The organism is Hymenobacter elongatus (assembly GCF_004745955.1).
Lineage (GTDB): Bacteria > Bacteroidota > Bacteroidia > Cytophagales > Hymenobacteraceae > Hymenobacter > Hymenobacter elongatus.
The window spans coordinates 1-26,787 of record NZ_SRLD01000037.1; the positions used below are offsets into that span (position 1 = coordinate 1).

The window sequence follows — 26,787 nt, forward strand, 5'->3', positions numbered from 1 at the left end:
TGCGCACCGACACCTGGAAGATGGAGCTGCCCCACGCGCCCTACCTGTTCATGCTGGCCGTCGGCGACTTCAAAGTCTACAAAGACACCTGGCGGGGCAAGGAAGTGAGCTATTACCTGGAGCCCAAATACGCGCCTTTCGCCAAGCAGATTTTCGGCGATACGCCCGAGATGCTGGAGTTTTTCTCCCAGCGCCTGGGCGTCGAGTATCCCTGGAATAAATACGCCCAGATTGTGACCCGTGACTACGTGAGCGGAGCCATGGAAAACACCACGGCTACTTTGCACGGCGAGTTCCTGCAGATGAACCCCCGCGAGCTGCTCGACCGGGAATACGGTAACAATCAGTCGGTTATTGCCCACGAGCTGTTTCACCAGTGGTTTGGCGACTACGTGACGGCCGAGAGCTGGAGCAACCTGACGGTGAACGAGTCGATGGCCGACTTCTCGGAGGCTTTGTGGGCCGAGCATAAGTACGGGGCCGATGCCGCCGACGCCCACCGCGCCCAATACCTGCGCAACTACCTCAACAACCCCGGCAACTACGCCAAGGATCTGGTGCGCTTCCACTACACAGATAAAGAGGAGATGTTTGATGGCGTGACCTACCAGAAGGGCGGCGCTATTCAGGACATGCTGCGCAACTACCTCGGCGACGATGTGTATTTCGCCGGCCTGACGCAATATCTCAAGCAGAATGCCCTCGGCAACGGCGAAGCCCACCAGTTACGGCTGGCGATGGAAGCCGCCTCGGGCCGCGACCTGAACTGGTTTTACAACCAGTGGTACTACAACGCCGGCCACCCGGTCGTCAGCATCGACTATGGCTGGGACGCGGCCAAAAAACAGCAGAGCGTGACGCTTAAGCAAACCCAGCCGGGCGTGGTATTTCAGCTGCCGCTGGCCGTGGATGTGTACGTAAACGGCAAAGCCGAACGCCACCTGGTAACGATGCGTCAGGCCACCGAAACCTTCTTTTTCCCAGCAGCCAGCAAGCCCGACCTGGTGAACGTAGACGCGACCAAGCTCACGGTGTGGCAGAAAACCGATAATAAGCCGCTGACGGAATTTGCCTACCAGTATGGCCACGCCCCGCTGTTTGTGGACCGGTACGAGGCCATTCTGGCCGCCCGGGGAAAGCAGGATGAGGCCGCTGCCCGTACGCTGCTGGTCGCCGCCCTCTCCGACAAATTCTACGCCCTGCGAGCCACGGCTGTTGAAGCGCTGAATCTGGAAAAAACCGCAGTAGCGAAGGCTGCCGCGCCCATGCTCCGCAAGCTGGCCACCACCGACCCGCAGAATTCCGTTCGGGCGGAAGCGCTGCTGGCGTTGGCAAAACTCAAAGAGAAGCGCGACGAAAAGCTCTTTACCCAGCAGCTCAAAAACGAGTCGTACCGGGTGAGCGGAGCGGCACTGCGCGGGTTGGGGGCCGTAGCACCGTCCAAAGCGCTGGCCCAGGCCAAGGCCCTGGAGGCAAGCGAGAATCAGAGTATGATCGGGGCCGTTATTGAGGTGTATGCCGCGCAGGGCGGCGATGCGCAGTGGAGCTTTGTGCGCGACAAGTTTGACGCGGTGCCCATTCAGGCCCGCTTCGACCTGCTGGAAGGCCTGGCGACCATGCTCCTACGCCTCAACGATGCGACCTCCTTCGGGCAGGGCGTCGACCGCATCAAGGCGCTGGCCATTCAATATAAGCCCCAGGGAGCGGCCGAGCCGCTGATTGGGCTGCTGCAGAGCGTGAAGGAACGCAAAACCAGCGGCCCCATCGTGCAGCCGGCCCAACAGATGATTGACAAAGCAGTGCAGGAAATTCAGGAGGCCAAATAAGCTGCTGTTTTCTACGCAAAAAGGCCCGCTACACCATGTAGCGGGCCTTTTTGCGTAGAAATAGATTAATCCACCTTTTGCAATTTTAGTATAGTGTCCTGCCTGCTCTGGCGGTCGTTTGCCGAGGTATGGCTACTCCATCTGTCATCCTGAGCTTGCAAAGGACCTTCCTCTGATACATGACAAGCGCTGTTCAACGCCCAAAGCCCTTTGCTACCTGCGCGGTAAAGGGCTTTGTCACATTGTTAAGAGGGGTGGTGGGATAGGTGAGGAAGGTCCTTCGCAGGCTCAGGATGACAGATGACAGACGACGGATGACAGACGACGGATGACAGACGAAGCGGGAGACGCTTTGGCTGGGCGCACGCCAGATCAGGCGAGATAGAAACCAGGTTTTATCAACTCTCAAACACACGCTAAACGCCCTCGTAGGAAATAGCGACCACCTCCACCACTTCCTCGTTCGGCCCCAGGCGCAGCGTAGCCGTCTTACCGAGCTTCACCCCTATAACGGCCCGGGCAATAGGAGCCACGAAAGCCACCTGACCCGCCGCCACGGAAGCTTCATCGACGCCGACGATGGTAAATTTCCGCTCAAAACCGGTCTTGCCGCCACTCACCGTGCGCAGCGTGATGGTAGCGCCGAAGCGCACTTCTTTGGGTGGCTGGGTGCGCGGGTCCACCACTTTGGCGCTGGCAATGCGGCTGCTCAGGTCGCTGATGCGGCCGTTATAGAGCGAGAGGTGGCGGGTGCGGTCGGCCTCATTGTCCCGGTTGGCTTCCGCCTGCGCCCGCTCGGCTTCGAGGGTGAGCAGCTCGGCGCGCAGCAATTCCAGCCCGTGGGGTGTGACGTAGTTGGGCGTGCCGGCGGGCAAGGCGGCCCGGGGCGGAATGATGGTGGGCGACTGAACGTCGTCCTCTTTGGTGAAAGCGCGGCTCATGCCAGTTCTTAACGCAGTCGTCAAAAACGAGTTCCGGCCGAGCCTTACCGTGCTGGTTATGAGCGAGGATAATACTGCTCAAACAGCCCTGCAATGCGGGCGGCGCGCACTTGGTCGTTGGTATCGGCAGCGGCTTGGTAGAGGTGTTGGAGGGTGAGGATGTTCACCCCGATTTCGCGCTCAAACAGCCCCGGATGGTGCGTGCTGTAGTAGGCCAACGACTGCTCGGCCCGGTTGGTAAGCAGGTCGTGCAGCTGGTGAGCGCGCCGGGTTTCGCCCAGCTGCACGAGTTGGGCCACAAAGTCGGCGCTATTGTAATCATAGGCCACCGAGTTGTCGGGCAGCACCCGGAAGCAGTGGTTGATGACTTCGCGGGCTTTGGCCGTTTCGCCATCGTTCAGATACGCTTGGGAGAGCCGCACAAACTGCTCCCGGTACAACCCCAGCGTGCGCCGGATTGGCTCGTCGTAGTACACGCCGGGCTGGTCGAGGTTGCGGTAGGAAAAGCGGCGCATCAGCGAGTCGTGCAGCATATCCTTGGCTACCACGCCCACTTCCCGGGGCTGCGGGTTGGGATTTTGGGCCGGTAAGATGCGGTACGAAAGCCCTTCCAGCTGCATGTAGTTCTCCAGGCCCGCGTAGTCCTGCTGCGGAATGCTGGTCGACATGTATAAGGGGCGCTGCCAGTTATTAGAAGCCAGCAAATCGAGGATGACCAGCGTGTTTTTCTCCAGCGCTTCTTTATTGGCCTGCCAGCGCATGCGGGCCACCAGTTGCTTGCGCCGCGCCCGCGGAATAATGCCCATTCGCCGTACGGCCGCCGTATCTACATCCAGATAAAACTGGGTGGTGGGGTACGACAGTAGCGGCTTGCCCGACTGCGTCTGGACCTGTAGCAAGGGACTGTTCTGGCGCACCAGACCCAGAAATTCCTTTACGTTCAACGCCGTTACGGCCGGGTTGGCCACGTAGGGCAGATAGTCGTTGGTGCCCTGGGTGTAGTGCTTGTGCTCCAGCGACAACGGCAACGGCGGCGAAGCGTTGATCTTCTGCTTCATCTGATCCACGTACCAATCGGTGTTCAGGTAGGACAGCACCGCCACGCGCACGTCGGGCCGCACGTTTTCCACATTCTGGGCATACCACAGCGGAAACGTATCATTGTCGGCGTAGGTAATCAGAATGGCATTGGGCGCGAGGCCGGTGAGCATATTCCGGGCCCAATCGAGGGCCACGTAGCGGTCCGAACGGTTGTGGTCGTCCCAGCCCTGCGTGGCCATAAGGCCCGGTACCACCAGGGCCAGCAGCAGCACGGCCGCCACCCGCAGCCGCTCCTGCCGCAGCAGCGTACGCAGCAGTTCGTGCAGCCCCAGCACGCCCAGCCCAATCCAGATGGCAAAGGCGTAGAACGAGCCCGCGAAGGTGTAGTCCCGCTCGCGCGGCTCGGTGGGCGGCTGGTTCAGATAGAGCACAATGGCTAGGCCCGTGAGCAGAAACAAAAGCCCCACCACCAGCGCCGAGCGCCCGTCGCGCTTGAGCTGGAAAGACAGACCTAACAAGCCCAGCAGCAGCGGCAACGCATAAAAGTTATTCCGGGCCTTGTTGGTCGCCAGGTCCTGGGGCAAGCCGTTGGTGCTGGCCGTGGGCCAGAGCACGCCCGCCTGCTGAATGTCGCTTTGGCGGCCCACGAAGTTCCAGAGGAAATAGCGCCAGTACATGTGGCCCATCTGGTAGGTGAGCAGAAACGTCAGGTTTTGCGCCATTGTCGGCTTCTGCTCGGGCTGCGTGCCCACCCAGCTGCTGTAGGCCCGCACGTGCTCGGGGCGCGCACTGTAGAGGCGCGGCAGCAGCGTGTTGTCCTCGTCGCGGTAGGTGGTTTCCAGGCGGCGCTCGGCCACGATGTAGCGGTCGTGGCCGCTGGCGTCGGGGTGGCGCTCGTAGCGGGGCGCGCCTTCTTTCTGGTCGGTGGGCTGGGCAGTGAACTGCGGGCCGTAGAGCAGCGGGCGCTGCCCGTACTGCTCGCGCTTGAGGTAGCTCACGAAGGAAAGCACCTCGTCGGGGTTGTTCTCATCCAGGGCCGGGTTGAAGCTGGAGCGAATCGGCACAATCAGGTAGGACGAGTAGCCAATGAGAATAAAAACCAGGCTTAGCAGGGCCATGTGCAGCACCTGGCGCCGGGTGCGCACCGCGTAGCGGAAGCCGGCCCCAATAACGGCGACGACCACCAATAGGAAAATCACTACGCCACTGTTGAACGGCAGGCCCGCCGAATTCACAAAAAACACCTCGAAATCTCCGGCCAGGGACGGCAAGCCCGGAATGATGCCCACCAGAATAGTCAGTACCAAAACCGCGCTTATGCCCAATGTCAGCAGGCCGCCACGGGCAGTGGGCTGGGCGGTTTTGCGGAAATAGTACAGCAGGCCCAGGGCCGGCAGCGCCAACAGGTTCAGCAGATGCACCCCAATGCTGAGGCCGATGATGTAGGCAATCAGAATCAGCCACTTGTCGGAATCGACCTCGTCGGCGCGGGTTTCCCACTTCAGCATTAGCCACACTACCACAGCCGTACCCAGCGATGACAGCGCGTACACCTCCGCTTCCACGGCATTGAACCAGAAAGAGTCGGAGAAGGTGAAAGCCAACGCCCCGACGAGTCCCGCACCCAGAATCAATAGTATTTGGCTCGAACTCGGCTCCAGGTTCCGGGCGTCGGGCTTTTCGGAGGTGCGCAGTACCAGCTTTCTAGCCAGCATCGTAATCGTCCAGAACAGAAACAGCACCGTGAAGGCGCTGCTCAGCGCCGAGACGCCGTTCATCAGCACAGCAGCTCGGGCACCGTTGCCGAAGGCCAGCATCGACGCCAGCCGGCCCAGCAGCAGGAACATGGGCGCGCCGGGCGGATGCGGCACGAGCAGCTTGTTGGCGCTGGCCATAAACTCGCCGCAGTCCCAGAAGCTGACCGTGGGCTCCAGCGTGAGCAAATAGACCGTGAGAGCCATCCCAAAAACCAGCGCTCCGGCGCCATTATTGGCTTTCTCGTAACTCTTAAACATACCAGTAGGTTAAGGGTAGCAATGCCGCCGCACGCGCCGCAACCGCCGGAGCGCGCCTGATAGATGCCCCGGCCCGGCCAGCCGTTGCCCGAAGCCCCATTTTTTCAGGCAGCCCGGGCGCTGGCCGGCTATCCGGCAGTTCCCCCTCCGCTATGCTTTCCACATCACCCGACACGCCTACTATTTCCACTCCGCCGCATTCTACAGCTCCGCTCACGCCCGCGCTGGTGTGGCTCATGGCCGTTGCCTGCGGCCTGGTGGTAGCCAATATTTACTACAACCAACCGCTGCTGGCCGACATCGGCCGCGAGTTTGGGCTCTCCGACAGCCGCGCCAGCCTGGTGGCTACGCTCACGCAGGTAGGCTACACGCTGGGGTTATTCTTCGTGGTGCCGCTCGGCGACAAGCTCGAGCGCAAGCGCCTGATTCTGCTGTTGCTGGTGTGCGCGGCGGCAGCCATGGCAGGCGCGGCGCTGGCTCCCACGTTTGCGCTGCTCATCGGGACCAGCCTGCTGCTGGGTATTTTCTCGGCCGTACCGCAGCTGCTAGTGCCCATGGCCGCCCACCTGGCCGCCGATGCCGACCGGGGCCGCGTGGTAGGCAAAATCATGAGCGGACTGCTCATCGGCATTCTACTTTCGCGCACCCTGAGCGGCTACATCGGGGCCCACGGCGGCTGGCGGCTGGTGTTCGGGATGGGCAGCGGCGCCATGCTGCTGCTGGCGCTGGTGCTGGCCCTGAAGCTGCCCCGGGACCAGCCGCAGTTCAGCGGCTCTTACGGCAGCCTGATGAAGTCGCTGGCCACGCTGACTCGCACGCTACCGGCGCTGCGCAAGTCGGCACTGACGGGCGGCTTGCTGTTCGCCTCGTTCAGCGTATTCTGGACGACCCTGGTGTTTTTTCTGGAAGGCAGCCCCTATTTCTACAAGAGCGACGTGGCCGGTTTCTTCGGCCTGATCGGCGCGCTGGGGGCGCTGGCGGCTCCGCTGGCCGGCAAGTCGGCCGATACGCGGGGGCCGGCTTACGCCATTTCCATTGGCCTGCTGCTGTCGTTGGCGGCGTACCTCGTGCTGGCGTTTGGTGGCTATTATCTGGTCGGGTTGGTGGTGGGTGTTGTTGTGCTCGATATTGGCGTGCAGGTAACGCACATTTCGAACCAGTCGCGCATTTTCTCGCTGGTACCCGAGGCCCGCAGCCGCCTCAATACCATCTACATGACTACTTATTTTATCGGGGGCTCCCTGGGCTCGTTGGTGGGCGGCACGGCCTGGGCCCGCTACCAGTGGCCGGGCGTGTGTGCCGTGGGATTGTCGTTCGTAACGGCTGCTTACCTGGTGAACCGCTTCTACGGCAACGCCCCGCGGGCCTAGCTCCTGAGCTGGTCGCCGCGCTTGTTGCGAATGGGCTCAAACCGCGTTTCGCGGGGCTGTTTTTCGCTCAGATACTTCCAGTAGCGCAACGGAATATGGCGGCGGTGCAGCTTCATGTTCTTGCGCTCCGGAATATTGACGTGGTCGAAATATGTTTGCCACAGCACCTTAAACAACGGCTCCCGCTCGTCGAGCACCGTGGCCGACACACCCGAGCGGCGCGGCGCGGCAGTACCGGCCTCAAACTGCACGATGTCGGTGCGGTGCAGATCATAGTAGAGCCCATAGTGGCGGCGCTGGTCAAAAATCAGCCAGCGCTGGTCGGCGTAGCGCTTGGTGAAGTGGGGCGCAATGAGCGGTAGCACATCGAAATCGGGCTCGATGGTGGCGTGAAACAGCTCGTCCGAGGTTTTCTCGAAACGCACGAAGGCTTCCATACGGTGCTTTTCGCGGCCCATCTGCTGGGCCAGGTGTGCCACGCGCCGCACGTTGTCGTCGGCGAAGTTATCGGCAATGTCCCGGGCCGAACGCATGGCAAGGTCGGCGTAGCGAAAAATGAGCAGCTCCCGGTCGGACTGCTCACTCAGAAACGCGTGAAACAGCTTGGTGCGGGCCTCCGGCGTCATGTGCTTCAGCAGCCCTTCCCACACCCGCCCCGCCGTCGCCTCGTGGGTTTCGACCAGCAGCGGCTGGGTAAAAAGCCCGCCCTGCACCGCGCCCAATGGCTGAATGCTGTTGGGCGCCGCCTTGCGGTCATAGATAGTGAATAGCACCGTCAGCAGTCCCTCAAACGAACCGTCATAGGCGTAATCGAGCGGCGGCCCGGTCAGGGCGGGTGCCAGTGGCCGCGCCGCTGGGGTTCCGGCCGGCGTCACGGCCGCATCCGGACGATTGAGGGGAGTCAGGGAACGGCTCATAGCAGCTACTTCAGAAAATGATTTACGTTTTCAGACCTCGAAAAATCGCAGCAGCAGGGTATTTACTGCCTCAGCCTCTTCGTGCTGCACCCAGTGGCTGGCTGGCAGATACGTAAGCTGAGCCTGGTCGCACAGCAAAAAGCTGTGCTCAGCCATTTCGCGCTTCAAAAACGCATCCTTCACCCCCCAGATAATGTGCACCGGCACCGTTACCCGGGCGGTGCCTGCTGGCTGGTGCGGGGTCCGCAGCGCCGCCCGATACCAGTTGATCATGCTGTGCATGGCGCGGGGCTGCTGCCAGGCCACCACGTATTCGGCCAGATCGGCGGTGCTGAACGTGCCCCGGCGACTAGTGCGCAGCAGCGCCTGCCGGCCGTACCACCAGCTGCGCCGCCGCACCAGCCATTCCGGCAGCCAGGGCAGCTGAAAGAAGAGGATGTACCAGCTTTTTCGCAGCTGCTCGGCACTCCGGCGCAGGGTTCGGAACAGCACGCTCGGATGCGGCACATTGAGCACCGCCACCTTCCGCACCCGCTCCGGATAATGCGTAGCCAAGTGCCAGGCCACGGCCGCGCCCCAGTCGTGGCCCACGATAAACGCCTGGCGCTGCCCGGCTGCATCGAGCAACCCCAGGATGTCGCGGGCCAGCGTGTCGATGCGGTAGTCGGCTACGCGCTGGGGTTTGTCGCTCAGGTTGTAGCCACGCTGGTCGGGAGCCCACACGCGGTAGCCGGCGGCCGCCAGCGGGTGCAGCTGCTGGTGCCAGGCGTACCAGAACTCCGGAAAACCATGCAGCAGCACTACCAGCGGGCCGTCTTCGGGACCGCACTGCACCACGTGCAGCCGGATGCCGTTGGTCGCGACGTAATGATATTCGAGCTCGTAGTGCACCCTACGCTTTACCGCCAACATCCGGGAGAGGTTACGAGCGAGCCTATGCTGCGGCCGGGCGCTCGGCGGCCGGTCCCGCTTGGGCGCGGGTTTTTTCGTGTAGCTGCCGCACAATAGGCAGCAGGTCGCTGAGCTTGCAGCAGCACGCCAGGCGGGCTACTTTTTCGGGTTTCGATTCCTGGAGGACGGCCGGCGCGTCGGCGGCGCGGTGGGTAATAGTCATCATCGTAGTCGGTTAGGCAGAGGATGCGAATAAAAAAAAAGAGTTGGATTGGTTGTTACTGCTTGTCGTGTGATGCGCTGCTTCCCTCCTCTTCTTCCCTCGGCATCCTGATATTTTCCTCAACTGGCCTGGGCAAACAAGTCGAGCTGCTGCGTGACCAGGGCCGAGCGAACCGAGCCCGCGCCAAACAGAATCTGGCGGCGGATGGTCTGCTCATCGTAGTCGCGGGTTTCTAGGGCCTGGCCCTTGCAGGTAATAAAGTATTTGGCCCGCTTGAGCACCACCCCGAACTTGTGCAGATGATCGAGGCTGAGCGGTGAAAAGCGGCGGGCGGCCACAATGCGCTTGGCCGAGCGCGCCCCGATACCGGGAATGCGCAGAATCATTTCGTAGTCGGCCGTATTCACGTCCACGGGAAACACCTGCCGGTTGCGCAGCGCCCAGGCTAGCTTGGGGTCGATTTCGAGGTCCAGAAACGGGTGCTCCGGGTCCAGGATTTCGTCGGCCTGGAAGCCGTAGAAGCGCATGAGCCAGTCGGTCTGGTAGAGGCGGTGCTCCCGAATCACGGGCGGCTGGGTTATCTGGGGCAGGCGCGCGTCGCCGCTCACCGGAATATAGCCCGAGTAGTACACCCGCTTCAGGCCGTAGCCTTTGTAGAGCGAGTCGGTGAGCTTGATAATCTGGTGGTCGGTTTCGGCCGAAGCGCCCACGATAAGCTGGGTGCTCTGGCCGGCGGCGGCGAAGCTGGGCACTTTCTTAAACAGCGCCTTTTCCTCCTTATTCTGCGTGATACCGTCCCGGATCTGGCCCATCGGGGTCAGAATCTCCTGGTAGTTTTTCTCCGGGGCCAGCGCCGTCAGGCTCAACTCCGAGGGCAGCTCGATGTTCACGCTCAGGCGGTCGGCGTAGAGGCCGGCTTCGGCAATAAGCTCGGGCGAAGCGCCCGGAATAGTCTTGACGTGGATGTAGCCGTTGAACCTGTGCTCGGTGCGCAGTTTCTTCACGATGCGCACCAGCCGCTCCATCGTGTAGTCGGAATCCTTGAAAATGCCGGAGCTCAGGAACAATCCTTCGATGTAGTTGCGGCGGTAGAAGTTCATGGTCAGGTCCACGACTTCATCCACGGTGAAGGCGGCGCGCTTCACGTCGTTGGAGCGGCGCGACACGCAGTAGGCGCAGTCGAAGATGCAGTAGTTGGTCAGCAGAATCTTGAGCAGAGACACGCAGCGGCCGTCTTCTGTGAACGAATGACAGATGCCCATGCCCTCGGCATTGCCCAGCCCCTTGTTCTCGTTTTTGCGCTTGCCGCCGCTGCTGGAGCACGACACGTCGTACTTCGCAGCATCTGCCAAAATACTTAGCTTTTCCTGAATCCGTTCGTTCATCCTAGGCTGGTTTAGGGCTTAAAAATAGCTGTTTACTTCCAATCACGCACTACTCATTAAGCTAATTTCTTTAGGAAATGGTTCCGCAAGGCGGCACTGCTTTTCTGGAAATCCTGCTTTTTTCCGCTTCCCGTTCTTCTTGCCGCTCCGAGCGAATTCATCCCTTTTTCATCTTCTCGCCCACCACCATTGCGGGCGGCCCTTTCTGGTTCGTAACTTGCCGTGTACAGCTTGGCCACCGCCTGCGCAAGTAGCCGGTGGCAGCCATCTGAGTTTAGTACCCGCATGATTTTTTTCGCTTGGTCTGCCCGTTTGTTGCGCCGCTGCCTGCCCGGGCCGCTGCTGGCACTGCTGTTGCTGGCGGGCAGCGCCCGGGCCCAGCAACCGGTGTCGGGGCGGCCCGTCGTGACTGATTCGATGCGCACCCAGCCCGAAACCCGGCCCGACTCCCTGCGCCGCCGCTTCGACCAGGAGCGCATGCTGACGGGCCTCAAAGCCTACACTCGCCGCAAAACCATCGTCGGCAAAGCAGCCTCAGCCATTTTCAACTTCAACGAGCGCAAGGAAGACCGCGTGGGCATCGACGTGGAGCTGCTCGACCGGCAATTCGACCAGCACAACTACAAAATCGTGCGCCGCATTGACATTCAGGCCCTGGATGCATTTGGCTACAGCGTTTCGGACCCCACGCGCCAGCCCCGCAACGTGCTGGACCGCACGGGCAACAGCCTGCATATCAAGACGTCGCGGGCCCGCATCCGGCAGCTGCTCCTGTTTCGGATGGGCCAGGAGCTGGCACCGCAGGCGCTGTCCGAGTCGGAGCGTCTGCTGCGCCAGACCGCCGAGCTGCTCGATGCCCGCGTATTCGTGGATGAGCAGACGACCACGCAGGACAGCGTCGATATCCGCATCATTACCAAGGATGTGTTCAGCCTCGGGGCTTCATATCAGCTGCGCGACGTGGGCGCGGGCGTCGTGGCCCTGCGCGACATTAACTTCCTGGGGCAGGGCCACCAGGTGCGCAACCGCTTCGAATACGGCCGCAATCAGCCGCAGTCGTGGAGCTACGAGGGCAGCTACGTGGTGCCGTTTCGTAACTTCATCAACGGGCAGGTGCGCTACCGCAATGAGTACCAGTACCAGGAGCAGGCCATTTCGTTTTCCCGCGACTTTTACTCGCTTAATACCCGCTACGCCGGCGCGGCATTGCTGCGCCTGTCGCAGCAGTTGGTGCCCGTGTCGGTGGAGGACCCGACCAAGTTTCTGGCGTCCAACTACAGCATCAAGGATGTGTGGCTGGGCCGCTCGCTGCACCTGCGCAGCTACGACCTGGGCTACGAAAATCCGGCCCGCGTGATTGTATCGGGCCGTATTTACAACACCACCTACACGGCCCGCCCCAACCCCGACTACGTCAACTCATCGTTGCTGCTGGGCACGGTGGGCTACAGCGTGCGGCGGTATTATAAGGACAAATACCTGTTTGGCTTTGGCCGCACCGAGGATATTCCGACCGGCACGCTGGTGAGCCTCACGGCGGGCTACGACATCAATAACCGCGCAAACCGCAACTACTACGCCCTGCGGGCCGCAACCGGTGGCTTCAGCCTGCGCAATGGCTACCTCTACCTAAGCGGGGAGTTTGGCAGCTTCATCCGGCAGCGCGACAAAGACTGGCAGCAAGGGTTGCTGAGCACGGAGGTACTCTATTTTACCCGGCTCTACCACACCGGCAACTGGCAGTGGCGGCACTTTTTCTGGAACCGCTCGGCCTTGGGCTTCAACCGCCTGCGCGGCGAGCAACAGCTGCTCATCGACGGTGACCGGGGCCTGCGCGGCTTCGAATCGAATGTGCGGGGCGCCAGCCGCTTCGTGCTCAACTACGAGGCCACCGTGTTTACGCCCGTTTCGTTTCTGGGCTTTCGGGTGGCCGGGGTAGGATTTATAGATGCTGCCTGGCTGGCCAGCAAGCCCGGCCAGGAGCTGCCGTTCCGCAACACGCCCTACACCGGCTTTGGCCTGGGCTTGCGCCTGCGCAACGAATACATTGCCATCCGGACGGTGCAGCTGCTGCTGGGCTTCTACCCGCGCGGCCAAACCAGCCCCGGCGGCTTCCGCATCTTCGAAAACGCCCGCCCGTATTATGACTTCAGCGACTTCAACTTCGCCCAGCCCAACACCGTGCGCTACGAGTAACAGCGCAACGCTACGGCCGCGCTACCACGCTAGCGTAGGCTCCGTGGGCTGTTTCGGGTGGCATCGTTTTGCCTGAGCCGGCTCACTACCTTTTCGGCCGATGGCCCAAGCGACGCCGGATAGTCTACCTTTGGGGCGGGAGTCCCTCCCAATTTCACACCTTCATACCGTTCCCTCCATGCTGGCGCTAGGCGATTTTAACGAACTGGAAGTAGCCCGTGCGGTCGATTTTGGCCTCTACCTGACCTCCGACGACGGTGACCTGCTCATTCCAGGCAAGTACGTGCCCGAGGGCACCCAAATCGGCGACTGGCTGCGCGTATTCGTGTACCGCGACTCGGAAGACCGCCTGATTGCTACCACGCTGGAGCCGCTGGCCCGCGTCAACCAATTTGCGGCCCTGAGCGTGCGCGACGTGAGCAGCGTAGGCGCTTTTCTGGAATGGGGACTGGAAAAAGACCTGTTTCTGCCCTACAGCAACCAGTGGCACAACCTGCGGGCCGGCCAGCGCGTGACGGTGTACGTGTACCTGGATGAAACCACGGACCGCATCGTGGCTACGGCCAAGTGGGACCGGTACCTGAGCGAGGAGCCCTTCGCGGGCCAGGTCGGCGACGCGGTGCAGCTGTTCGTGGCTTCCGAGTCCGATATGGGTTATTCCGTTATTGTCAACGGTACGCACCAGGGCCTGCTGTATTATAATGAGGTGTTTCGGCCCCTGCGCCTCGGCGACACGCCCACCGGCTACGTGCGCCAGATTCGGCCCGATGGCAAGCTGGATATCAGCCTGCAAAAGCTGGGCTACGACGAAGCCCTCGACGCGGCCGACCTGCTGCTGGAGACCCTGCGCAAAAGTGGCGGCACACTACCGCTTTCCGACAAAAGTGAGCCTGACGACATCTACCGGCGGCTGGGCATGAGCAAGAAGGTGTTCAAGAAAGCCTTGGGGAGCTTGTATAAGCGCGGCCTCGTACAACTGTTGCCGGAGCAGACTCGTCTGGTAGGAGAAGAGTAGCAGCGGCCCGAAATGCTAGGCCGGCTTCGTTGCCGGGCGGCCTTTTTGCGTATGGGTAGCCGGATACTCTTCTCACCCTGCTACCTCCCGCGCCGCTACCCGCGGCCGTCGCGCCATGAAACTCCAGAAAACCGCTCTTATCGCCGGGGCCAGCGGCCTGATCGGCAGCCAGCTCCTGCCGCTGCTGCTGGCCTCCGACCGCTACGCCAAAGTTATTGCCGTTGGCCGGCGACCCGTGCCCATGGTGCACCCCAAGCTGGAGCAGCGCGTGCTGGACATGGACCAGCTGGAGCAGCACCGGCTCTCGCTGATTGCCGATGACGTATTCTGCTGCCTGGGCACCACGATGCGGCAGGCAGGCTCGAAAGAAGCGTTCTACAAAGTGGATTATTTGTATGTAGTAAAGCTGGCGGCCCTGACGGCGGCCAACTTCGCGGCGCAGTTTATGGTGGTTTCGTCGATGGGAGCCGACGCGGGCTCGCGCATGTACTACAACCGGGTGAAGGGCGAAATGGAACAGGCTGTTCGCCAGACTCCGTTTCGAGCCATCCACTTTTTCCGCCCCTCACTGCTACTCGGTGAGCGCACCGAAAAGCGTGCTGGCGAGCAGGCAGGAACCGTTTTGCTGCGGGTATTGAACCCCTTGCTGGTGGGGCCGCTGCGCAAATACCGGCCCGTGGCCGCCGCTACCGTAGCCCGGGCGATGCTGCGGGCGGCCGAAGACGATGGTGGCGGTATTCGGGTGCAGCTGTCGGATGAAATTGCGGCCGGCAGTGGTTGGCGGAAGTAATTTCGGGCGCAGGTGCGTACTTTTGCGTTTGCACTTTCCTTTTTTACGTACTTCTCGCCCCATGAAGCGTTTTTCTCTCTCCCTGCTGATGCTGCTCCTACTGCTTAGCAGCAGCCTCGTTTCGGCCCAATCCAAGAACAAGAAAAAATCCGGGGGCAGCAGCTCGGGCTATACCACGGGCATTGGCTTGCGGGGCGGCGGCTACTCGTCGGGCCTCACCGTCAAGCACTTCCTGAGCGGGAAGAACGGAGTGGCCCTGGAAGCCCTGGTGACGACGGAGTACAGAGCCCGCGGCGCCCGCTTCACGCTGCTGGCTGAAAAGCATAAGGCTATTTCCGACTTCAAAGGCCTGCAGTTCTATTACGGCGCGGGCTTTCACCTGGGCTCGTACCAGAACCGCTATTACTTTGATGATGCCCGCTACTACCGCTACCACAAGAAGAACGAGTATATTTTCAAGCGGAGCTATATAGACGACGACGCTAGCTACGTAGCCTTCGGGGCCGACCTTATTCTGGGCCTGGAGTACAAAATGGAAGACCTGCCTTTCGTGGTGGGCGTCGATTACAAACCTTACTTTGAAGTGTTCAACGGCTACACCGGTTTCTACAGCGACGCCGCCGTTAGCCTGCGCTTCACGTTCTAGGTAGCGTCGCCCCAGCGGGGCGACGTATCGGTAGAAAGTGGCGCGATTTTCCGTTGTCCAAGCCCCAGCAGGGCAATGCTTCTTGCCGGAGTGTTGCCCCGCTGGGGCTCCGGTTCTACTCCGCAACTTGGGTTGTGTATTAAACTGCTACCGGCACCCGTTTACAAGGCGCTACCCCTACGTTTCGTCCTCCAGCTTGGTAGGCAGCAGCTCCGGCCAATGACGGGAGCCGCAACCCGTTTATCGAGCCATGACCGTAGATTCGGCTATCCGGTAACCAACCTGCTACCAAGACAGACATCAAAAAAGCCCCTTCACATATAGTGGAGAGGCTTTTTTGTTTCCTTATCGTACCCGGATGTAGCGGGGCCGGGCACCATGCCGATGGTAGTAGGCCGGGCGCGGACGCACATACACCGGGGCCGGCTCTACCACCACTACACGGGCGGGCCGATAATACACCGGTCGGGTCGGCCGCACGACAACGGTTTGGGCCGAGGCGGCACAGCTCGTCAGCAATTCGCCCGCGACGAGCAAGGACAGCAGCAGGAAAATATTCAGCAGCTTTTTCATACAAGGACCACCAGTAGTACTAGGCTGGTTCCTTTGTAGGACTCCCAAACTCAGCCAGGGTTTACCCCATGCTGCACTGGTTGGCACTGCCGCCCCGAAGCCGCATTGCGACCGGCATAGTGAAGTAGAACAGTATCGGCCTACGGTAGCTTGATGCGGTAGATGGCGTCGGTGGTGCCGCCAAACAGGCCAAAGCCGCCTTTAATGTTGGACGCCAGGGGCGCAGGCTCGGCAAACGGGTTGCCTTCCGTCTCGTTGTAGCGCTGCCGCGAGAGGTAGAAGTTATACGTGTCGCGGGTCATGCTGCTCACGAAAACCTCCATGTAGTCGGGGCCCTGGCAGTTATTTTGCGTCTGGCAATGGCCGGGGTAGTAGCGCACGTTGGCCGAGAGGGAAAAGCGCTGGCCGTTCACGTTCGTATCGGCGTACGGGTAGAGCCCGTAGCTGTAGCCCAGAAACGAATTGATGCTCGACAGCTGAAACCGGCCCAGGTCCGACGTCACATCCGTATCGGCCTCGTCTTCCACTACCTGCACCTGCGACCAGCCTTGGTAGTCGGGGTTTTTCGAGTCGATGACGCGGGCAAAGGCGACGTAATAGTTGGCCGCCCTGGGGTCGTCGGCGACGCTGATGGACAGTTGCCCGTACACATCATTGGGGTTGCTCTTGCTGTCGTTTTTCACAAACGTGGCACTCTCAATCGTCGGAGCGGCGGGCATGCTCAGGCTACTTTCCACCGACTCGAAACCTGGCAGCGAGGCCCGTAGCGTGTAGGTTTGGCCCGGTTGCGGCTTCAGGCCCATCGTTGGGCGGTAGAAGCCCAAATCGTCGGGGTAACGAGGCGGGGCGTGCTCGAACCGCTCGACCACGGCTCCGCTGCCATCCAGCACCACCACCGTGGCATCCTGGCGGCCCTTATTTTCGCGGTTGTCAAATATCCGCTGGCTGTTACTCACAAACAGGTTGCGGGAGTTCGCCAGCTCATCATTCCCCTTCTGATTTTGACTTTCGTAGCTGCTCAGCACGTATTTCAGCGCAATGCGGGGCGTATGCTCGGGCGCGGGCAGGTCGATAACCGTTTCGCAGGCGCTCAGCAGCCCCAGGCCCAACAGCCCCAGCACGGCGCTCCGCTGCGTAATCGTGGATAGTATAGGCATAAAAGGGCGCGTTAAAATTTGAAGCTCTTGCTGAAAGACGGAATAATGGGAAACAGCGAAATCTGCTTGTACACCGATTTATCGGTCTGGGTCTGGCTGTCGAAATCGCGCGACAGGTACATGTAGTAGGGGTTGCGGCGGCTGTAGGCATTGTAGAGGCTGAAGCTGTTGACGACTTCGCCCCACTTCTTTTTCTTGGTTTTGCTCAAGTCCAGATCGAGGCGATGGTAAGCGCGCATGCGGTAGCTGTTTCGTTCGCCATACTCCTCATACTGCTCGAAGGGAGCCAGCAGGTAGCGGCCTTGCGAAAGCGTCGTAGCGTTGCCGGTGCCATAGACCCAGGTGCCGGAAAGCGTGAAAGTGGGACTGAACTTATGAATCACGACCAGCGTGGCATCGTGGCGACGGTCGTACTTATACGGGTAGAGCCGGCCCTGATTCAGCTCCGGAAACTTGCGGGTGCTCCAGGCCAGCGTGTAGCCGATCCAGCCCGTGGTGCGCCCCGATTTTTTCTGCAGAAACAGCTCCCCGCCGTAGGCCCAGCCCTGGCCGCTGGTCACCTTATCCTCCCATTTGTTGTCAACGGTTCCCAGAAAACTGGCTCCTTCACGGTACTCAATCAGGTTTTGCATGGGCTTGTAGTAGCTCTCGAAGCTCAGCTCATACTCCTCGCCCCGGTGGCGCAGCGTGCGGGCCGCCCCAATGCTGACCTGCTGGGCTCTCTGGGGCTTTATCTTGGCCGTGGCGGGCACCCACAGGTCGGTGGGCAAGCCGATGCCGCTATTGGTGAGCAAGTGAATGTACTGCGTGGTGCGGGCGTAGGAGGCTTTCAGCGCCCACTCGTCGGTCAGCAGAAAGCGCGCCGCCAGCCGGGGCTCCAGCGAAGGATACAGCGTTTTATCGACCAGAAAGCTGTTGAGCCGCAGGCCGCCGTTTATCTTGAGGCGGTCGGTGAGGCGGTAGTCGTCCTCGGCGTAGAGGCTGGCTTCGTTGGCCAGGGTTTGCACGCCGGAGTTGATGTCGTCGCTGCCCACGCCTTTCACCTGCAGCGCGCCGGGCCGGAACGAGTGCAGAATATACTGCCCGCCGAACCGGATGTAATGGTCGGGGTTGGGTACATAGTCCAGGTCGGTTTTCAGGCTCAGGTCGCGGATGTTGGACAGGTAGTGCAGGGAGAATTTATCGACCCGCGACTGGCCGTTGGCGATAATCTTGCTTTCCTGGTCAATCCGGACGTTGAACTGGTATTTGCTGTAGGTGAAGTGGGTGTTCATAAACAGCCGGTCGTTCACCACGTGGTTCCAGCGCAGCGCCGAGGTCAGGTTGCCCCAGCCCAGGCCGTCGTTTTCCTTGTAGTAGCCGCCGTCGTTACTTTTGTCGTTGTAGCGACCGTAAAACTTGTCGTAACCGGTGTAAGCGCTCAGGTAGAGCCGGTCGCGGCGGCTTAGTTTCCAGTTGAGCTTGCCATTTAGATCATGAAAGAAATAGCCGACCGTGGGCCGCTCATCGTAGGGCACTCCCTCCCTGGATAGGGCGTAGTTGATCAGTGGGCGGGCCAGCAAGTCGATATAGGTGCGGCGGGCCGAGATAATGAACGAGGCCGTATCTTTTTTGATGGGTCCTTCCAGGGTCAGCTTTGAGGCCACGATGCCAATGGCCCCTTCGCCGTGAAACTCCCGCATGTTGCCTTCCTTCATGGAGATATCCAGTACCGACGACAGCCGGCCGCCGTAGCGGGCCGGGAACCCACCTTTTATTAGCTCCACATTGTTCAGCGCGTCGGCATTGAACACGGAAAAGAAGCCGAACAAGTGCGCCGCGTTGTACACTGGCGTGCCGTCGAGCAGAATCAGGTTCTGGTCGGGGGAGCCGCCGCGCACGTAGAGGCCGCTCTGGCCCTCGCCGCCGCTCTGCACACCGGGCAGCAGCTGCAACACCTTCAGTACGTCGGTTTCTCCGAACAACGCCGGCAACATTTTGATCTGGCTGATCGGCACATTGATAGTGCCCATACGGGTACTCTGGGCGATTTTCTCCTCCTTGGCCCCTATTACTTCCACGCCCGCCAGCTCCGCCGACAACGGCTGCAGCCGAAAGTCGTGGCTCACGCTCCGCTCCGCTTTGGCGGCGAAGCGGCCCTTCTCATACCCCAGATACGACACAAATAGCCGCACCGAGTCGGGGCCGGCGGGCAGCGTGAGAGAGTAGAAGCCGTAGTTGTTGGTGGCTGTGCCCTGGCCGGTGGCGGGGTTCATCACGGCCACGCCAATCAGGTTTTCGCCGGTGGCCAAGTCGCGCACGTAGCCGCTGATGGTGAGCTTGCCGCCCTGCTGGGCCTGGGCCGCAGTAGTTCCCAGCAGGCCACTGAGCAAGAGTGCTAATCGAAATAGACGCATAAAAAAGAGTAGTGAAAGGCTATAAAGTGAAGTAGCTGGTAAAGGCTCTGAAACGCCGAAGCCGGAAGATCTGGTATGCGTAGGATACAGGCAATTGCTAAAAGGTTGGCTGGCTGCTCAGTAAAAACGCCTGCCGTTTGGTGTAAACAGCAGGCGTTTCACACGGGTCAACAGCCTGGAGAGGCACTATTTTTTAGTCGTATACTCCTTGTTGAGGTGCTTCAGCACGGCATCGGTGATGTCGATGTCCTTGCGGCCGTAGGCAATAGTGCCGCTGGGCGAGGCAATGAGAATCAGCTTGTAGCCGTTGTCTTTGCCGTATTTTTCGATCTGCTTGTTCACGCGGCCCAGCACCTGCTGGGTCATTTTGGCTTCTTCTTCCTGCGCCTGGCGCTGCAGCTTCTCCTGGGCCTGGCCGGCCTGCTGCTGCTGAGCCTGCAGCTTCTGCTCGGTAGCAGCGCGCTGCTCGGGCGTCAGGCTCTCGGCCTGCTTCTGGTATTGCTGCACGGCTGCCTGGAAGCTACCTACCAGGGCTTGGTTCTGGCGCTCCCAGCCCCGGGCCTTCGCCTCGAAGCTGCGGCGGGCATCCGCCATGGCTTTGTAGCCTTCCAGCAGCTTGCCCGATTCCACGTAGGCTACTTTCTCGGTGTCGGCGACGGGCGCGGCGGGTTCGGCCACAGCTACGGCGGTGGTATCATCATCGGCGACGGCCACGGGCTGCACGGTCGCTACCGTGGCCGGGGCTGCCGGGGCAGCGGACTTGGAGGAGAAATGCAGGTAAAACAACACGGCCACGGCCACCACAAGTACGGCGTCGATCAGCAGGCGCAAGGAAGTATTCATTCGGTAAAAAAGGATAAAGGAGAGAAACTGCCCGTCAATGGCTGTCCAAAGAAACACAAAAAGCCGCAAGCTAGCTGCCTGTCGGCTCGTTTATCGTTGCTTTTACTAGCCGTTCCTCGCCCAGCATGGCGTAGACATATTCATCGCCCCACACGCCCTCGAACCAGATATTCTGGCAAAAATGCACCTCCCGCCGCATTCCGACACCAGCCAGCAGCCGCACTGAGACGTAGTTCAGGCAGTCGGTGACGGCCCGCCTGCGGTGTAACTTCAGCATGCGTACAGTAGACTCTATAAGCTGGACTGTCAGCGGGTCTTTTTACGAAACTACTCTATTTCCTCCAACTCTTCGGGGCCGCCGGGCTTCTCATTAAAGGGCGGATTACGGGCCAGGCGGGCCGCTTCGGCTTCATCCACGAGGCCTACGTGCAGCAGCGCATCCCCCTGGTTTACCACCGGCATATGATTCAGACCAATGATGTAGCCCGACACCGGCGACTCGAGCCGCACCGCCTGCTCGCCGTAGGGGTCGGCCACACTGCCGTAGGTCTGGCCTTTTTCCAGGTACTGCCCGTTTTGCACATGGCTGCGAAACAAGCCCGCAAACTTGGCCCGCAGCCAGGTATGGCGCAAACACACGATGGTAGGCTGGGCCAGCGGAGCCGCTTCAGCTACCATACCCAAGTGGTGCAACACCCGAAAAGTGCCCGCTATTGCCAGTTCAATGCCGGCCTCATCGAGCCGCAGCGACTCTCCGGCCTCGTACACGATGATGGACTTCTCCTGCTTGAAGGCCGCTTCGCGCAACGAGCCCGGCCGCAGCGCCGAGTGCAGCGTGAAGGGTGCCGCAAATGCCTGGGCCAACGCGTCGCCCTGCGGGAAACCCAGCTGGCAGCGCACCTGCGGGTAATTGCTACGGGCGGCACCGCCCGTATGAAAATCGATTCCACAGTCGACTAGTGGCATAATCTCGCGCATGAACCGGTGGGCTACGCGGCTGGCCAACGAGCCGCGCGGGTGCCCCGGAAAGCTACGATTCACGTCTTTGCCGTCGGGCACCTCGCGGCTGAAATTAAGGAAGCCGTAAATATTCAGGATGGGAATGGCAATGACCGAGCCCCGGAGCGGGTGCAGCAGGTCGCGCCGGATCAGGCGGCGGATGGTTTCGATGCCGTTCACTTCGTCGCCGTGCATGCCCGCCAGCAGCAGCACCGTGGGGCCGGGCTTGGTCGAGCGGAATATATGGACGGGCACGTCGATAACGGTTCCCGAGGGCAGGCGCGAAATCACGAGCCGCGTCAGCACTTGCTCGCCGGGCCGAATGGTGAGGCCGTTGAGGTGCATATTGACGGGGGTGGCAAACGGGGCTTCCAGCAAAATTGAGGTACGCTAAAGCTGCGTAACGACCGGACGCAGGTCGGGACCGGGCCTACTGCCCGCTCAGAATGGGTGCAAGTTTCAAAAATTTGCTTGATTACTTGCTGCTGAAGCAGATCGGCAACGGGCAAAACGAATTGCTACTCTGCTGTATACACACGGCAAAAAAATTCACTTCGTCTTCTTTACCGCAGCGGTGTATCCGACTGCGAATCGGGCATGGCTTCAGCGGCTTTTTTTTCGCTGGCGGTTTCCCGGCTTTTGGTTCTGCGCTGGGTTAGGGCTTCGGTGTACTCGATAATTTTGCCCGCAATATCGAGGCCGGTGGCTTTCTCGATGCCCTCCAGCCCCGGCGACGAATTGACTTCCAGCACCAGCGGCCCACGCTTGCTTTGCAGCATGTCGACGCCGGCAATGCCCAGGCCCAGGGCTTTAGTGGCCAGTAGGGCAGCGGCTTTTTCGGCCCGCGTGAGCTTGACGAGCGTACCGGTGCCGCCCCGGTGCAGGTTCGAGCGGAACTCGCCTTCCTTGCCTTGGCGCTTCATCGCGCCCACTACTTCGCCGTTTACCACGAAAGCGCGCAAATCGGCACCCTTGCTTTCGGCAATAAACTCCTGCACAATGATGCGGGCTTTGAGGTTGTGAAAGGCCTCAATAACGGACTGCGCCGCCTTTTCCGACTCGGCCAGCACCACGCCCAACCCCTGGGTGCCTTCGAGCAGCTTGATGATAACCGGCGCGCCTCCCACTAGGCCAATCAGCTCCGAAACCTCGTTGGAATAGTTGGTAAAAGCCGTTTTGGGCATGCCTACGCCGGCCCGCGACAAAATCTGCATGGAGCGCAGCTTGTCGCGCGAGCGAATAATGGCCTGGCTTTCGACGGCCGTTTTCACCTTCATCATTTCGAACTGCCGCACCACGGCCGTGCCATAGAACGTGGCCGAGGCCCCGATGCGCGGAATGATGGCATCGACTTTTTCCAGCGGTTTATCAAGGTACACGATGCCGGGAGCCCCTTTTTCAAGGATCAGATTACACTTCATATGATCCACGACGACGACGTCGTGGCCTCGTTGTCGGGCCGCTTCCACCAGGCGGGTGGTGGAGTATAGCTTCGGCTCACGCGACAGAATCGCAAGTTTCATCGGTAGTGGTGTCTTGGAGGAGAGAGGGAGAAGGGCGGCAGCGGTGGTAGTGGACTGCAAAGGAAGCACGCAAAGCGTTTAGGGCCGCACTTAATTGGCGGCAGGCTGAAATCGGGCGGAAAGATTGCGCCGGGTAACGTCGACCACGAACCGGCCGCGCCGCAGCAGCAGCCGCCCGATCAGGACGGGATATTTCATGTCGGAGCGGTCGGAGAGCGAGAATTCGGTCTGAAAGTCTTCGTTGAACAGCCGGATAACGGTGTGGATAACGTAGCGTTCCTGCACGTCGCCGTTAGAGCTTTTAATATCGCGCAGCGTGAAGTCCAGAAATTCCATGGGCCGCCCGTTGAAGTTGGGGTGCGTGTCGTCGAGGAGCTGCACGCGCAGCAGCTCGCGGCCATCGGGCAGGCGCTCGACGTAGATGTTGGAGCAGTGAATGGCCCCGGTGTAGGCTCCGGTATCGACCTTGGCTTCTACCCCCTGGATGTTGAACTGCGGAAAATCCACCAGCTCACGGCGGCCCACTACTCGCTTCGGAACACGCGGCTTTTTCATCGGGGGCAAGATAGGGAAGGGGAACGTGTGAGAAGATAGAACGGTAAGTTTTATGTTTCGACGGTAGGTCCCATCTATCATTCTGAGCATGCCGCGCCTATAGCTGCCGCAGTGGGCATTCCTCCCCCACCCCGCTATGCTTGCCTACACTGTGGCAAAGCCCTCTACCGCACCAGTGGTAAAGGGCTTTGGACGTTGACTGGCGGGTGTCGCGCAGATGTCTTTCACAAGTGTGCCCCAAAGGCCGGATGCCCGCTACTACGGCGGCAACGCACCGGTTCAATTTCCCACTAGCCTTTGTAGCTGATGCGATATACGGCGTCGTTCTGGTCGTCGGAGAGCAGCAGGGAGCCGTCGGGCAGTTGCAGCAGGCACACGGGCCTGCCCCAGCTTTTCTGGCCCTGCAGCCAGCCTTCGGCGAAGGTTTCGTAGCTGGTCGCCTGCTTGCCGCTGGCATCGAGCTTCACGAGCGAGATGCGGTAGCCAATTTTGCTGCTCCGGTTCCAGGAGCCGTGCTCGGGAATAAAAATCTGGTTGCGGTACTGAGCCGGAAACTGCTTGCCGGTGTAGAACTTCATGCCCAGCGCCGCCACATGCGGGCCCAGCTTGCGGGCGGGCTTGGTGTAGGTAGCCGCCGACTTGCCCTGGCTCAGCTCCGGATCGGCTACATCGCCGGCAAAAAAGTAGGGAAAGCCAAAGTGCAGGCCCGGGGTAGCGGCGCGATTCAGCTCATCGGAAGGCGTGTTGTCGCCGAGCTGGTCGCGGCCGTTGTCGGTAAACCACATGGCTTTATCCACGGGGCTCCAGTCGAAGCCCACGGTGTTGCGCACGCCTTTGGCCACGGTTTCAAAAGCCGAGCCGTCGGCGTTCATGCGGTTGATGGTGCCAAAAACCGGTTCTTCCGGCTCACAGGAGTTGCAGGGGGCGCCCACCGGAATGTAGAGCTTGCCATCGGGGCCAAAGGCAATATAGCGGTAGCCGTGCCAGTCCTTGTTGGGCAGTTGGTTGTATACCACTGCCGGCTTGGGCTTCTGCTTCAAGGTTTTGGCAATGTTGTCGTAGCGCACTATCCGGTTGATTTCGGCTACGTAGAGAGCTCCGTTGCGCACGGCCACGCCGTTGGGGGCGTTCAGGCCGGTAGCAATAGTGACGACCTCATCGGCGCGGCCGTCTTTGTTGCGGTCGGGCAGGGCGTATACTTTGTCGTCTTTGGTGCCCACGTACACGGTGCCATCGGGGCCCACGGCCAGCTCCCGGGCGCTTTTCACACCCTGCGCGAAGTAACTGATGGTGAAGCCCGCCGGCAGCTTAATCTTGCTCAGATTGGCATCGGCGGCGGCAGTCGGACGGTCGGGGCTGGAAGCCAGGGCCAGCGGAGCCAGCAGCACAAGAGGAAGTAGTCGGCGCGTTGTCATACTGCCTCAAACCGTCAGCTTCGTCCGAAGGTTGCGCCTGGCGTGGTGCTTGTGAATTGTTGCCTATCTGGGGGACCAGCCTATACTTCGCCTGTAGCCTCACCACAACTGCTAAAAGAAACCCGGCGCGGCTCAAGTATCGGACGCGGCAGTTCGTCTGTCCAGTCAACATCGCCACATAACGCTACGCTCGTTTCCGGCTTTCCTGAAACGTGCCTCTTGTCTAGTTCTATCAGTCATTGGACCGACTGCGGGTCCCCGTCTCTACTTCACTCCTCCGTATGCGCACCCCCCTGAGAATTCTTGTTCGCCTGGCCGTCAGTCTCACTGCCTTGTTGCTGGTAGCGGGGGTGGCCTTCGCCAATCTGAGTCCGGAACTGGGCGGCAAGCCGACCAAGGCGCAACGGCGGGCCTACGCCCAGTCGGGCCATTACCAGGATGGGGAGTTTCGGAACCTGGTGCCCACAGCCCTGATGACCGGTGGCAGCAGCACCCTTTGCATGCTCTGGCGCTTTCTGTTCGATAAAGATCCGCTGGCCACGCCCGCCGCGCCCCTGCCCATGCAGGTGCTCGATTCGCTCAGCATTACCCGCAAAACCACCGACCTGGTGCGTGTGACGTGGTTTGGCCACTCGGCCAGCCTGGTAGAAATAGCCGGCCAGAACATCCTGCTGGACCCGATGCTGAGCGTGGAAATGGGGCCGATTCCGTGGCTGACGCCCAACCGCTACAACCCCCGGCTGGCCATTACGGCCGAACAGCTGCCGCCCATCGACGCGGTCCTGATTTCGCACGACCACTACGACCACCTCGACTACCAGACCATTCGCCGCCTGAAGGAGAAAGTGCGCCATTTCTACGTGCCGCTGGGCGTGGGGGCCCACCTGCTGACCTGGGGAGTGGCTCCGGCCCGCGTCACGGAACTGGATTGGAACGACTCCGTGCAGCTGCCGGGCCTAACCATCGTCAGCACCCCCGCCCGGCACTTTTCCGGGCGGGGCCTCACCAACCGCAATTCCACGTCCTGGAGCTCCTGGGTACTCAAGTCGGCTACCAAGCGCATTTTCTATAGCGGCGACGGAGGCTACGGCCCCCACTTTCGCGCCATCGGGCAGCAGCACGGCCCCTTCGATCTGGCCCTGATGGAGTGCGGGCAGTATGACGCGCAATGGGCCGAGATTCATATGCTGCCCGAGCAAACCGTGCAGGCCACGCTCGACGTGCGAGCCCAGGTATTGCTGCCCGTGCACTGGAGCGCCTTCACGGAGGCCAACCACGCCTGGAATGACCCCGTCCGGCGAGCCACGGCGGAGGCGGCGCGCCTACGGCTGGCCATCACCACGCCTCAGCTCGGCCAGCCTGTGACATTGGGTACCGGCCCGCTGCCGCAATCGTTGTGGTGGCAATAAGAGTGCATTAGCCCAAGGGCCGTTACGCCTGAGATATGGCGAAGTACTTATACGCATCGCGAAGCGCTTTGCGAGCCCGATGTAGAGACGCATACTTGCGTCTCGTCGTTGAACAGCTTGCGGGGGTAGTATCCAGACGGTTTCGTTCAACGACGAGACGCAAGTATGCGTCTCTACATCCGCCTGATTTTCGCAAGCCACTTCGCGACGCGTATAACACGCTCAGCGGCCTTCTCTGTCGCGCACCAGCCGCTCGTATTCGCGCTCCGAAAGCTGACTGCGGCCAAACAGGCCATAGGTGCCTATGCCATTCATGAACACGCCCAAGCCCCAGAACACCGTCGACCATACCGGCCATGGTATATGGTTGGTATGGCGGTCGGTGAGGAACCAGATAATCCAGAGCATGCTGTTCACGACGATGTAGGTGAACAGGTGGGATTTAAATTTGGCGCGGGCCTTGGCCATGCGCCAGAGTTGTGGGTCGCGGTTGGTAGCTTCCATGAGTACAAAGGGTGTTGAGAGTAGCAATGGTTGAAGCTACCAGAAGCCTCTGTATTTACAAATTTGAATATTACCAGGCCGCCGCCTTTCCGGCTGAAGTGTTGAATAAGACCGATAAAGCGCGAACAGCCCCGATGCGGTACGAGCACAAGTTGAG

At 60.7% G+C, this 26,787-nt stretch carries 24 protein-coding genes; 7 read left to right on the forward strand and 17 right to left on the reverse strand.

All coding sequences use genetic code 11. The features are described 5' to 3' along the window. Positions 1 to 1,826, forward strand: a 1,826-nt coding sequence (locus tag E5J99_RS16405; protein WP_135498902.1) for a M1 family aminopeptidase, incomplete at its 5' end; no start/stop codon positions are given. 416 nt (positions 1,827 to 2,242) lie between these two features. Here E5J99_RS16405 and E5J99_RS16410 read toward each other — a convergent pair. Beyond that, the gene (locus E5J99_RS16410) at positions 2,243 to 2,767 is read right to left on the reverse strand and encodes a GreA/GreB family elongation factor (RefSeq protein WP_135498903.1); all 525 of its coding nucleotides are present in this window, start codon (positions 2,765 to 2,767) and stop codon (positions 2,243 to 2,245) included. Between the two features lie 56 nt (positions 2,768 to 2,823). Continuing rightward, on the reverse strand, positions 2,824 to 5,823 hold the full coding sequence (locus tag E5J99_RS16415) for a glycosyltransferase family 117 protein (protein WP_135498904.1): 3,000 nt from the start codon (positions 5,821 to 5,823) through the stop codon (positions 2,824 to 2,826). Between the two features lie 152 nt (positions 5,824 to 5,975). On the opposite strand from E5J99_RS16415, the gene E5J99_RS16420 reads away from it, so the two are divergent. Then, positions 5,976 to 7,193 (forward strand): MFS transporter, encoded by a 1,218-nt coding sequence (locus E5J99_RS16420; protein WP_135498905.1) that lies wholly within the window; start codon positions 5,976 to 5,978, stop codon positions 7,191 to 7,193. On the opposite strand, the gene E5J99_RS16425 is transcribed toward E5J99_RS16420, so the two are convergent. The 5 genes from E5J99_RS16425 to E5J99_RS16445 form a co-directional block, all read right to left on the reverse strand. Next, positions 7,190 to 8,110, reverse strand: a complete 921-nt coding sequence (locus E5J99_RS16425; RefSeq protein ID WP_135498906.1) for a TIGR03915 family putative DNA repair protein — start codon at positions 8,108 to 8,110, stop codon at positions 7,190 to 7,192. The two genes, E5J99_RS16420 and E5J99_RS16425, sit on opposite strands and share 4 nt — an antisense overlap. 30 nt (positions 8,111 to 8,140) lie before the next feature. Then, entirely contained in the window at positions 8,141 to 9,022 is an 882-nt protein-coding gene (locus tag E5J99_RS16430; RefSeq protein WP_135498907.1) for an alpha/beta fold hydrolase, read from the reverse strand. Between the two features lie 22 nt (positions 9,023 to 9,044). After that, positions 9,045 to 9,227 (reverse strand): hypothetical protein, encoded by a 183-nt coding sequence (locus tag E5J99_RS16435; RefSeq protein ID WP_135498908.1) that lies wholly within the window; start codon positions 9,225 to 9,227, stop codon positions 9,045 to 9,047. A 116-nt stretch (positions 9,228 to 9,343) separates the two neighbouring features. Next, positions 9,344 to 10,609: a putative DNA modification/repair radical SAM protein gene (locus E5J99_RS16440; protein ID WP_135498909.1), complete on the reverse strand. Its 1,266-nt coding sequence runs from the start codon at positions 10,607 to 10,609 to the stop codon at positions 9,344 to 9,346. 56 nt (positions 10,610 to 10,665) lie between these two features. After that, complete coding sequence (locus E5J99_RS16445; protein WP_135498910.1) at positions 10,666 to 10,848, reverse strand: hypothetical protein; 183 nt, start codon at positions 10,846 to 10,848, stop codon at positions 10,666 to 10,668. Positions 10,849 to 10,894: 46 nt separating this feature from the next. Between E5J99_RS16445 and E5J99_RS16450 the strand changes: the two genes are divergently transcribed. The 4 genes from E5J99_RS16450 to E5J99_RS16465 all read left to right on the forward strand — a co-directional run bounded on the left by E5J99_RS16450 (position 10,895) and on the right by E5J99_RS16465 (position 15,256). Beyond that, positions 10,895 to 12,805, forward strand: a complete 1,911-nt coding sequence (locus E5J99_RS16450; RefSeq protein WP_135498911.1) for a BamA/TamA family outer membrane protein — start codon at positions 10,895 to 10,897, stop codon at positions 12,803 to 12,805. A gap of 178 nt (positions 12,806 to 12,983) precedes the next feature. Further along, complete coding sequence (locus E5J99_RS16455) at positions 12,984 to 13,820, forward strand: CvfB family protein (protein WP_135498912.1); 837 nt, start codon at positions 12,984 to 12,986, stop codon at positions 13,818 to 13,820. A 115-nt stretch (positions 13,821 to 13,935) separates the two neighbouring features. Further along, positions 13,936 to 14,610 carry an NAD-dependent epimerase/dehydratase family protein gene (locus tag E5J99_RS16460; RefSeq protein ID WP_135498913.1) on the forward strand — a complete coding sequence of 225 codons (675 nt, stop codon included), beginning with the start codon at positions 13,936 to 13,938 and terminating at the stop codon, positions 14,608 to 14,610. A gap of 61 nt (positions 14,611 to 14,671) precedes the next feature. Beyond that, positions 14,672 to 15,256: a hypothetical protein gene (locus E5J99_RS16465; RefSeq protein ID WP_135498914.1), complete on the forward strand. Its 585-nt coding sequence runs from the start codon at positions 14,672 to 14,674 to the stop codon at positions 15,254 to 15,256. 345 nt (positions 15,257 to 15,601) lie between these two features. Here the strand turns inward: E5J99_RS16465 and E5J99_RS16470 are convergent, their stop codons facing one another. From E5J99_RS16470 to E5J99_RS16510, 9 genes are all read right to left on the reverse strand, one after another. Continuing rightward, positions 15,602 to 15,829: a hypothetical protein gene (locus E5J99_RS16470; protein ID WP_135498915.1), complete on the reverse strand. Its 228-nt coding sequence runs from the start codon at positions 15,827 to 15,829 to the stop codon at positions 15,602 to 15,604. Between the two features lie 140 nt (positions 15,830 to 15,969). Further along, on the reverse strand, positions 15,970 to 16,986 hold the full coding sequence (locus tag E5J99_RS16475; RefSeq protein ID WP_135498916.1) for a DUF4249 family protein: 1,017 nt from the start codon (positions 16,984 to 16,986) through the stop codon (positions 15,970 to 15,972). Between the two features lie 11 nt (positions 16,987 to 16,997). Next, positions 16,998 to 19,382: a TonB-dependent receptor gene (locus E5J99_RS16480; RefSeq protein WP_135498917.1), complete on the reverse strand. Its 2,385-nt coding sequence runs from the start codon at positions 19,380 to 19,382 to the stop codon at positions 16,998 to 17,000. 186 nt (positions 19,383 to 19,568) lie between these two features. Continuing rightward, a complete protein-coding gene (locus tag E5J99_RS16485; RefSeq protein WP_135498918.1) occupies positions 19,569 to 20,225 on the reverse strand; it encodes an OmpH family outer membrane protein in 657 nt (218 codons plus the stop codon). Positions 20,226 to 20,295: 70 nt separating this feature from the next. Continuing rightward, entirely contained in the window at positions 20,296 to 20,502 is a 207-nt protein-coding gene (locus tag E5J99_RS16490) for a GNAT family N-acetyltransferase (RefSeq protein ID WP_135498919.1), read from the reverse strand. Positions 20,503 to 20,552: 50 nt separating this feature from the next. Continuing rightward, positions 20,553 to 21,602: a succinylglutamate desuccinylase/aspartoacylase family protein gene (locus tag E5J99_RS16495; RefSeq protein ID WP_317128836.1), complete on the reverse strand. Its 1,050-nt coding sequence runs from the start codon at positions 21,600 to 21,602 to the stop codon at positions 20,553 to 20,555. Positions 21,603 to 21,787: 185 nt separating this feature from the next. Continuing rightward, on the reverse strand, positions 21,788 to 22,747 hold the full coding sequence (gene rimK / locus E5J99_RS16500) for a 30S ribosomal protein S6--L-glutamate ligase (protein ID WP_135498920.1): 960 nt from the start codon (positions 22,745 to 22,747) through the stop codon (positions 21,788 to 21,790). A gap of 90 nt (positions 22,748 to 22,837) precedes the next feature. Next, a complete protein-coding gene (locus E5J99_RS16505) occupies positions 22,838 to 23,302 on the reverse strand; it encodes an ATP-dependent zinc protease family protein (RefSeq protein ID WP_135498921.1) in 465 nt (154 codons plus the stop codon). A 290-nt stretch (positions 23,303 to 23,592) separates the two neighbouring features. Then, on the reverse strand, positions 23,593 to 24,717 hold the full coding sequence (locus tag E5J99_RS16510) for a PQQ-dependent sugar dehydrogenase (protein WP_135498922.1): 1,125 nt from the start codon (positions 24,715 to 24,717) through the stop codon (positions 23,593 to 23,595). Positions 24,718 to 24,998: 281 nt separating this feature from the next. Here E5J99_RS16510 and E5J99_RS16515 point away from each other — a divergent pair, with 281 nt between their 5' ends. After that, a complete protein-coding gene (locus E5J99_RS16515) occupies positions 24,999 to 26,126 on the forward strand; it encodes an MBL fold metallo-hydrolase (RefSeq protein ID WP_210114466.1) in 1,128 nt (375 codons plus the stop codon). Between the two features lie 222 nt (positions 26,127 to 26,348). On the opposite strand, the gene E5J99_RS16520 is transcribed toward E5J99_RS16515, so the two are convergent. Continuing rightward, on the reverse strand, positions 26,349 to 26,630 hold the full coding sequence (locus E5J99_RS16520) for a 2TM domain-containing protein (RefSeq protein ID WP_135498923.1): 282 nt from the start codon (positions 26,628 to 26,630) through the stop codon (positions 26,349 to 26,351). Between the last annotated feature and the right edge of the window lie 157 nt (positions 26,631 to 26,787).

Bases quoted from the DNA above. Each gene is read 5' to 3' on its own strand.
- E5J99_RS16425 (WP_135498906.1), bottom strand. From the start codon at position 8,110: ATGAGCCGTTCCCTGACTCCCCTCAATCGTCCGGATGCGGCCGTGACG.
- E5J99_RS16520 (WP_135498923.1), bottom strand. From the start codon at position 26,630: ATGGAAGCTACCAACCGCGACCCACAACTCTGGCGCATGGCCAAGGCC.
- E5J99_RS16430 (WP_135498907.1), bottom strand. From the start codon at position 9,022: ATGTTGGCGGTAAAGCGTAGGGTGCACTACGAGCTCGAATATCATTAC.
- E5J99_RS16480 (WP_135498917.1), bottom strand. From the start codon at position 19,382: ATGCGTCTATTTCGATTAGCACTCTTGCTCAGTGGCCTGCTGGGAACT.
- E5J99_RS16460 (WP_135498913.1), top strand. From the start codon at position 13,936: ATGAAACTCCAGAAAACCGCTCTTATCGCCGGGGCCAGCGGCCTGATC.
- E5J99_RS16465 (WP_135498914.1), top strand. From the start codon at position 14,672: ATGAAGCGTTTTTCTCTCTCCCTGCTGATGCTGCTCCTACTGCTTAGC.
- rimK (WP_135498920.1), bottom strand. From the start codon at position 22,747: ATGAAACTTGCGATTCTGTCGCGTGAGCCGAAGCTATACTCCACCACC.
- E5J99_RS16505 (WP_135498921.1), bottom strand. From the start codon at position 23,302: ATGAAAAAGCCGCGTGTTCCGAAGCGAGTAGTGGGCCGCCGTGAGCTG.
- E5J99_RS16420 (WP_135498905.1), top strand. From the start codon at position 5,976: ATGCTTTCCACATCACCCGACACGCCTACTATTTCCACTCCGCCGCAT.
- E5J99_RS16435 (WP_135498908.1), bottom strand. From the start codon at position 9,227: ATGATGACTATTACCCACCGCGCCGCCGACGCGCCGGCCGTCCTCCAG.
- E5J99_RS16410 (WP_135498903.1), bottom strand. From the start codon at position 2,767: ATGAGCCGCGCTTTCACCAAAGAGGACGACGTTCAGTCGCCCACCATC.
- E5J99_RS16455 (WP_135498912.1), top strand. From the start codon at position 12,984: ATGCTGGCGCTAGGCGATTTTAACGAACTGGAAGTAGCCCGTGCGGTC.
- E5J99_RS16450 (WP_135498911.1), top strand. From the start codon at position 10,895: ATGATTTTTTTCGCTTGGTCTGCCCGTTTGTTGCGCCGCTGCCTGCCC.
- E5J99_RS16415 (WP_135498904.1), bottom strand. From the start codon at position 5,823: ATGTTTAAGAGTTACGAGAAAGCCAATAATGGCGCCGGAGCGCTGGTT.
- E5J99_RS16475 (WP_135498916.1), bottom strand. From the start codon at position 16,986: ATGCCTATACTATCCACGATTACGCAGCGGAGCGCCGTGCTGGGGCTG.
- E5J99_RS16485 (WP_135498918.1), bottom strand. From the start codon at position 20,225: ATGAATACTTCCTTGCGCCTGCTGATCGACGCCGTACTTGTGGTGGCC.
- E5J99_RS16515 (WP_210114466.1), top strand. From the start codon at position 24,999: ATGCGCACCCCCCTGAGAATTCTTGTTCGCCTGGCCGTCAGTCTCACT.
- E5J99_RS16440 (WP_135498909.1), bottom strand. From the start codon at position 10,609: ATGAACGAACGGATTCAGGAAAAGCTAAGTATTTTGGCAGATGCTGCG.
- E5J99_RS16490 (WP_135498919.1), bottom strand. From the start codon at position 20,502: ATGCTGAAGTTACACCGCAGGCGGGCCGTCACCGACTGCCTGAACTAC.
- E5J99_RS16470 (WP_135498915.1), bottom strand. From the start codon at position 15,829: ATGAAAAAGCTGCTGAATATTTTCCTGCTGCTGTCCTTGCTCGTCGCG.
- E5J99_RS16510 (WP_135498922.1), bottom strand. From the start codon at position 24,717: ATGACAACGCGCCGACTACTTCCTCTTGTGCTGCTGGCTCCGCTGGCC.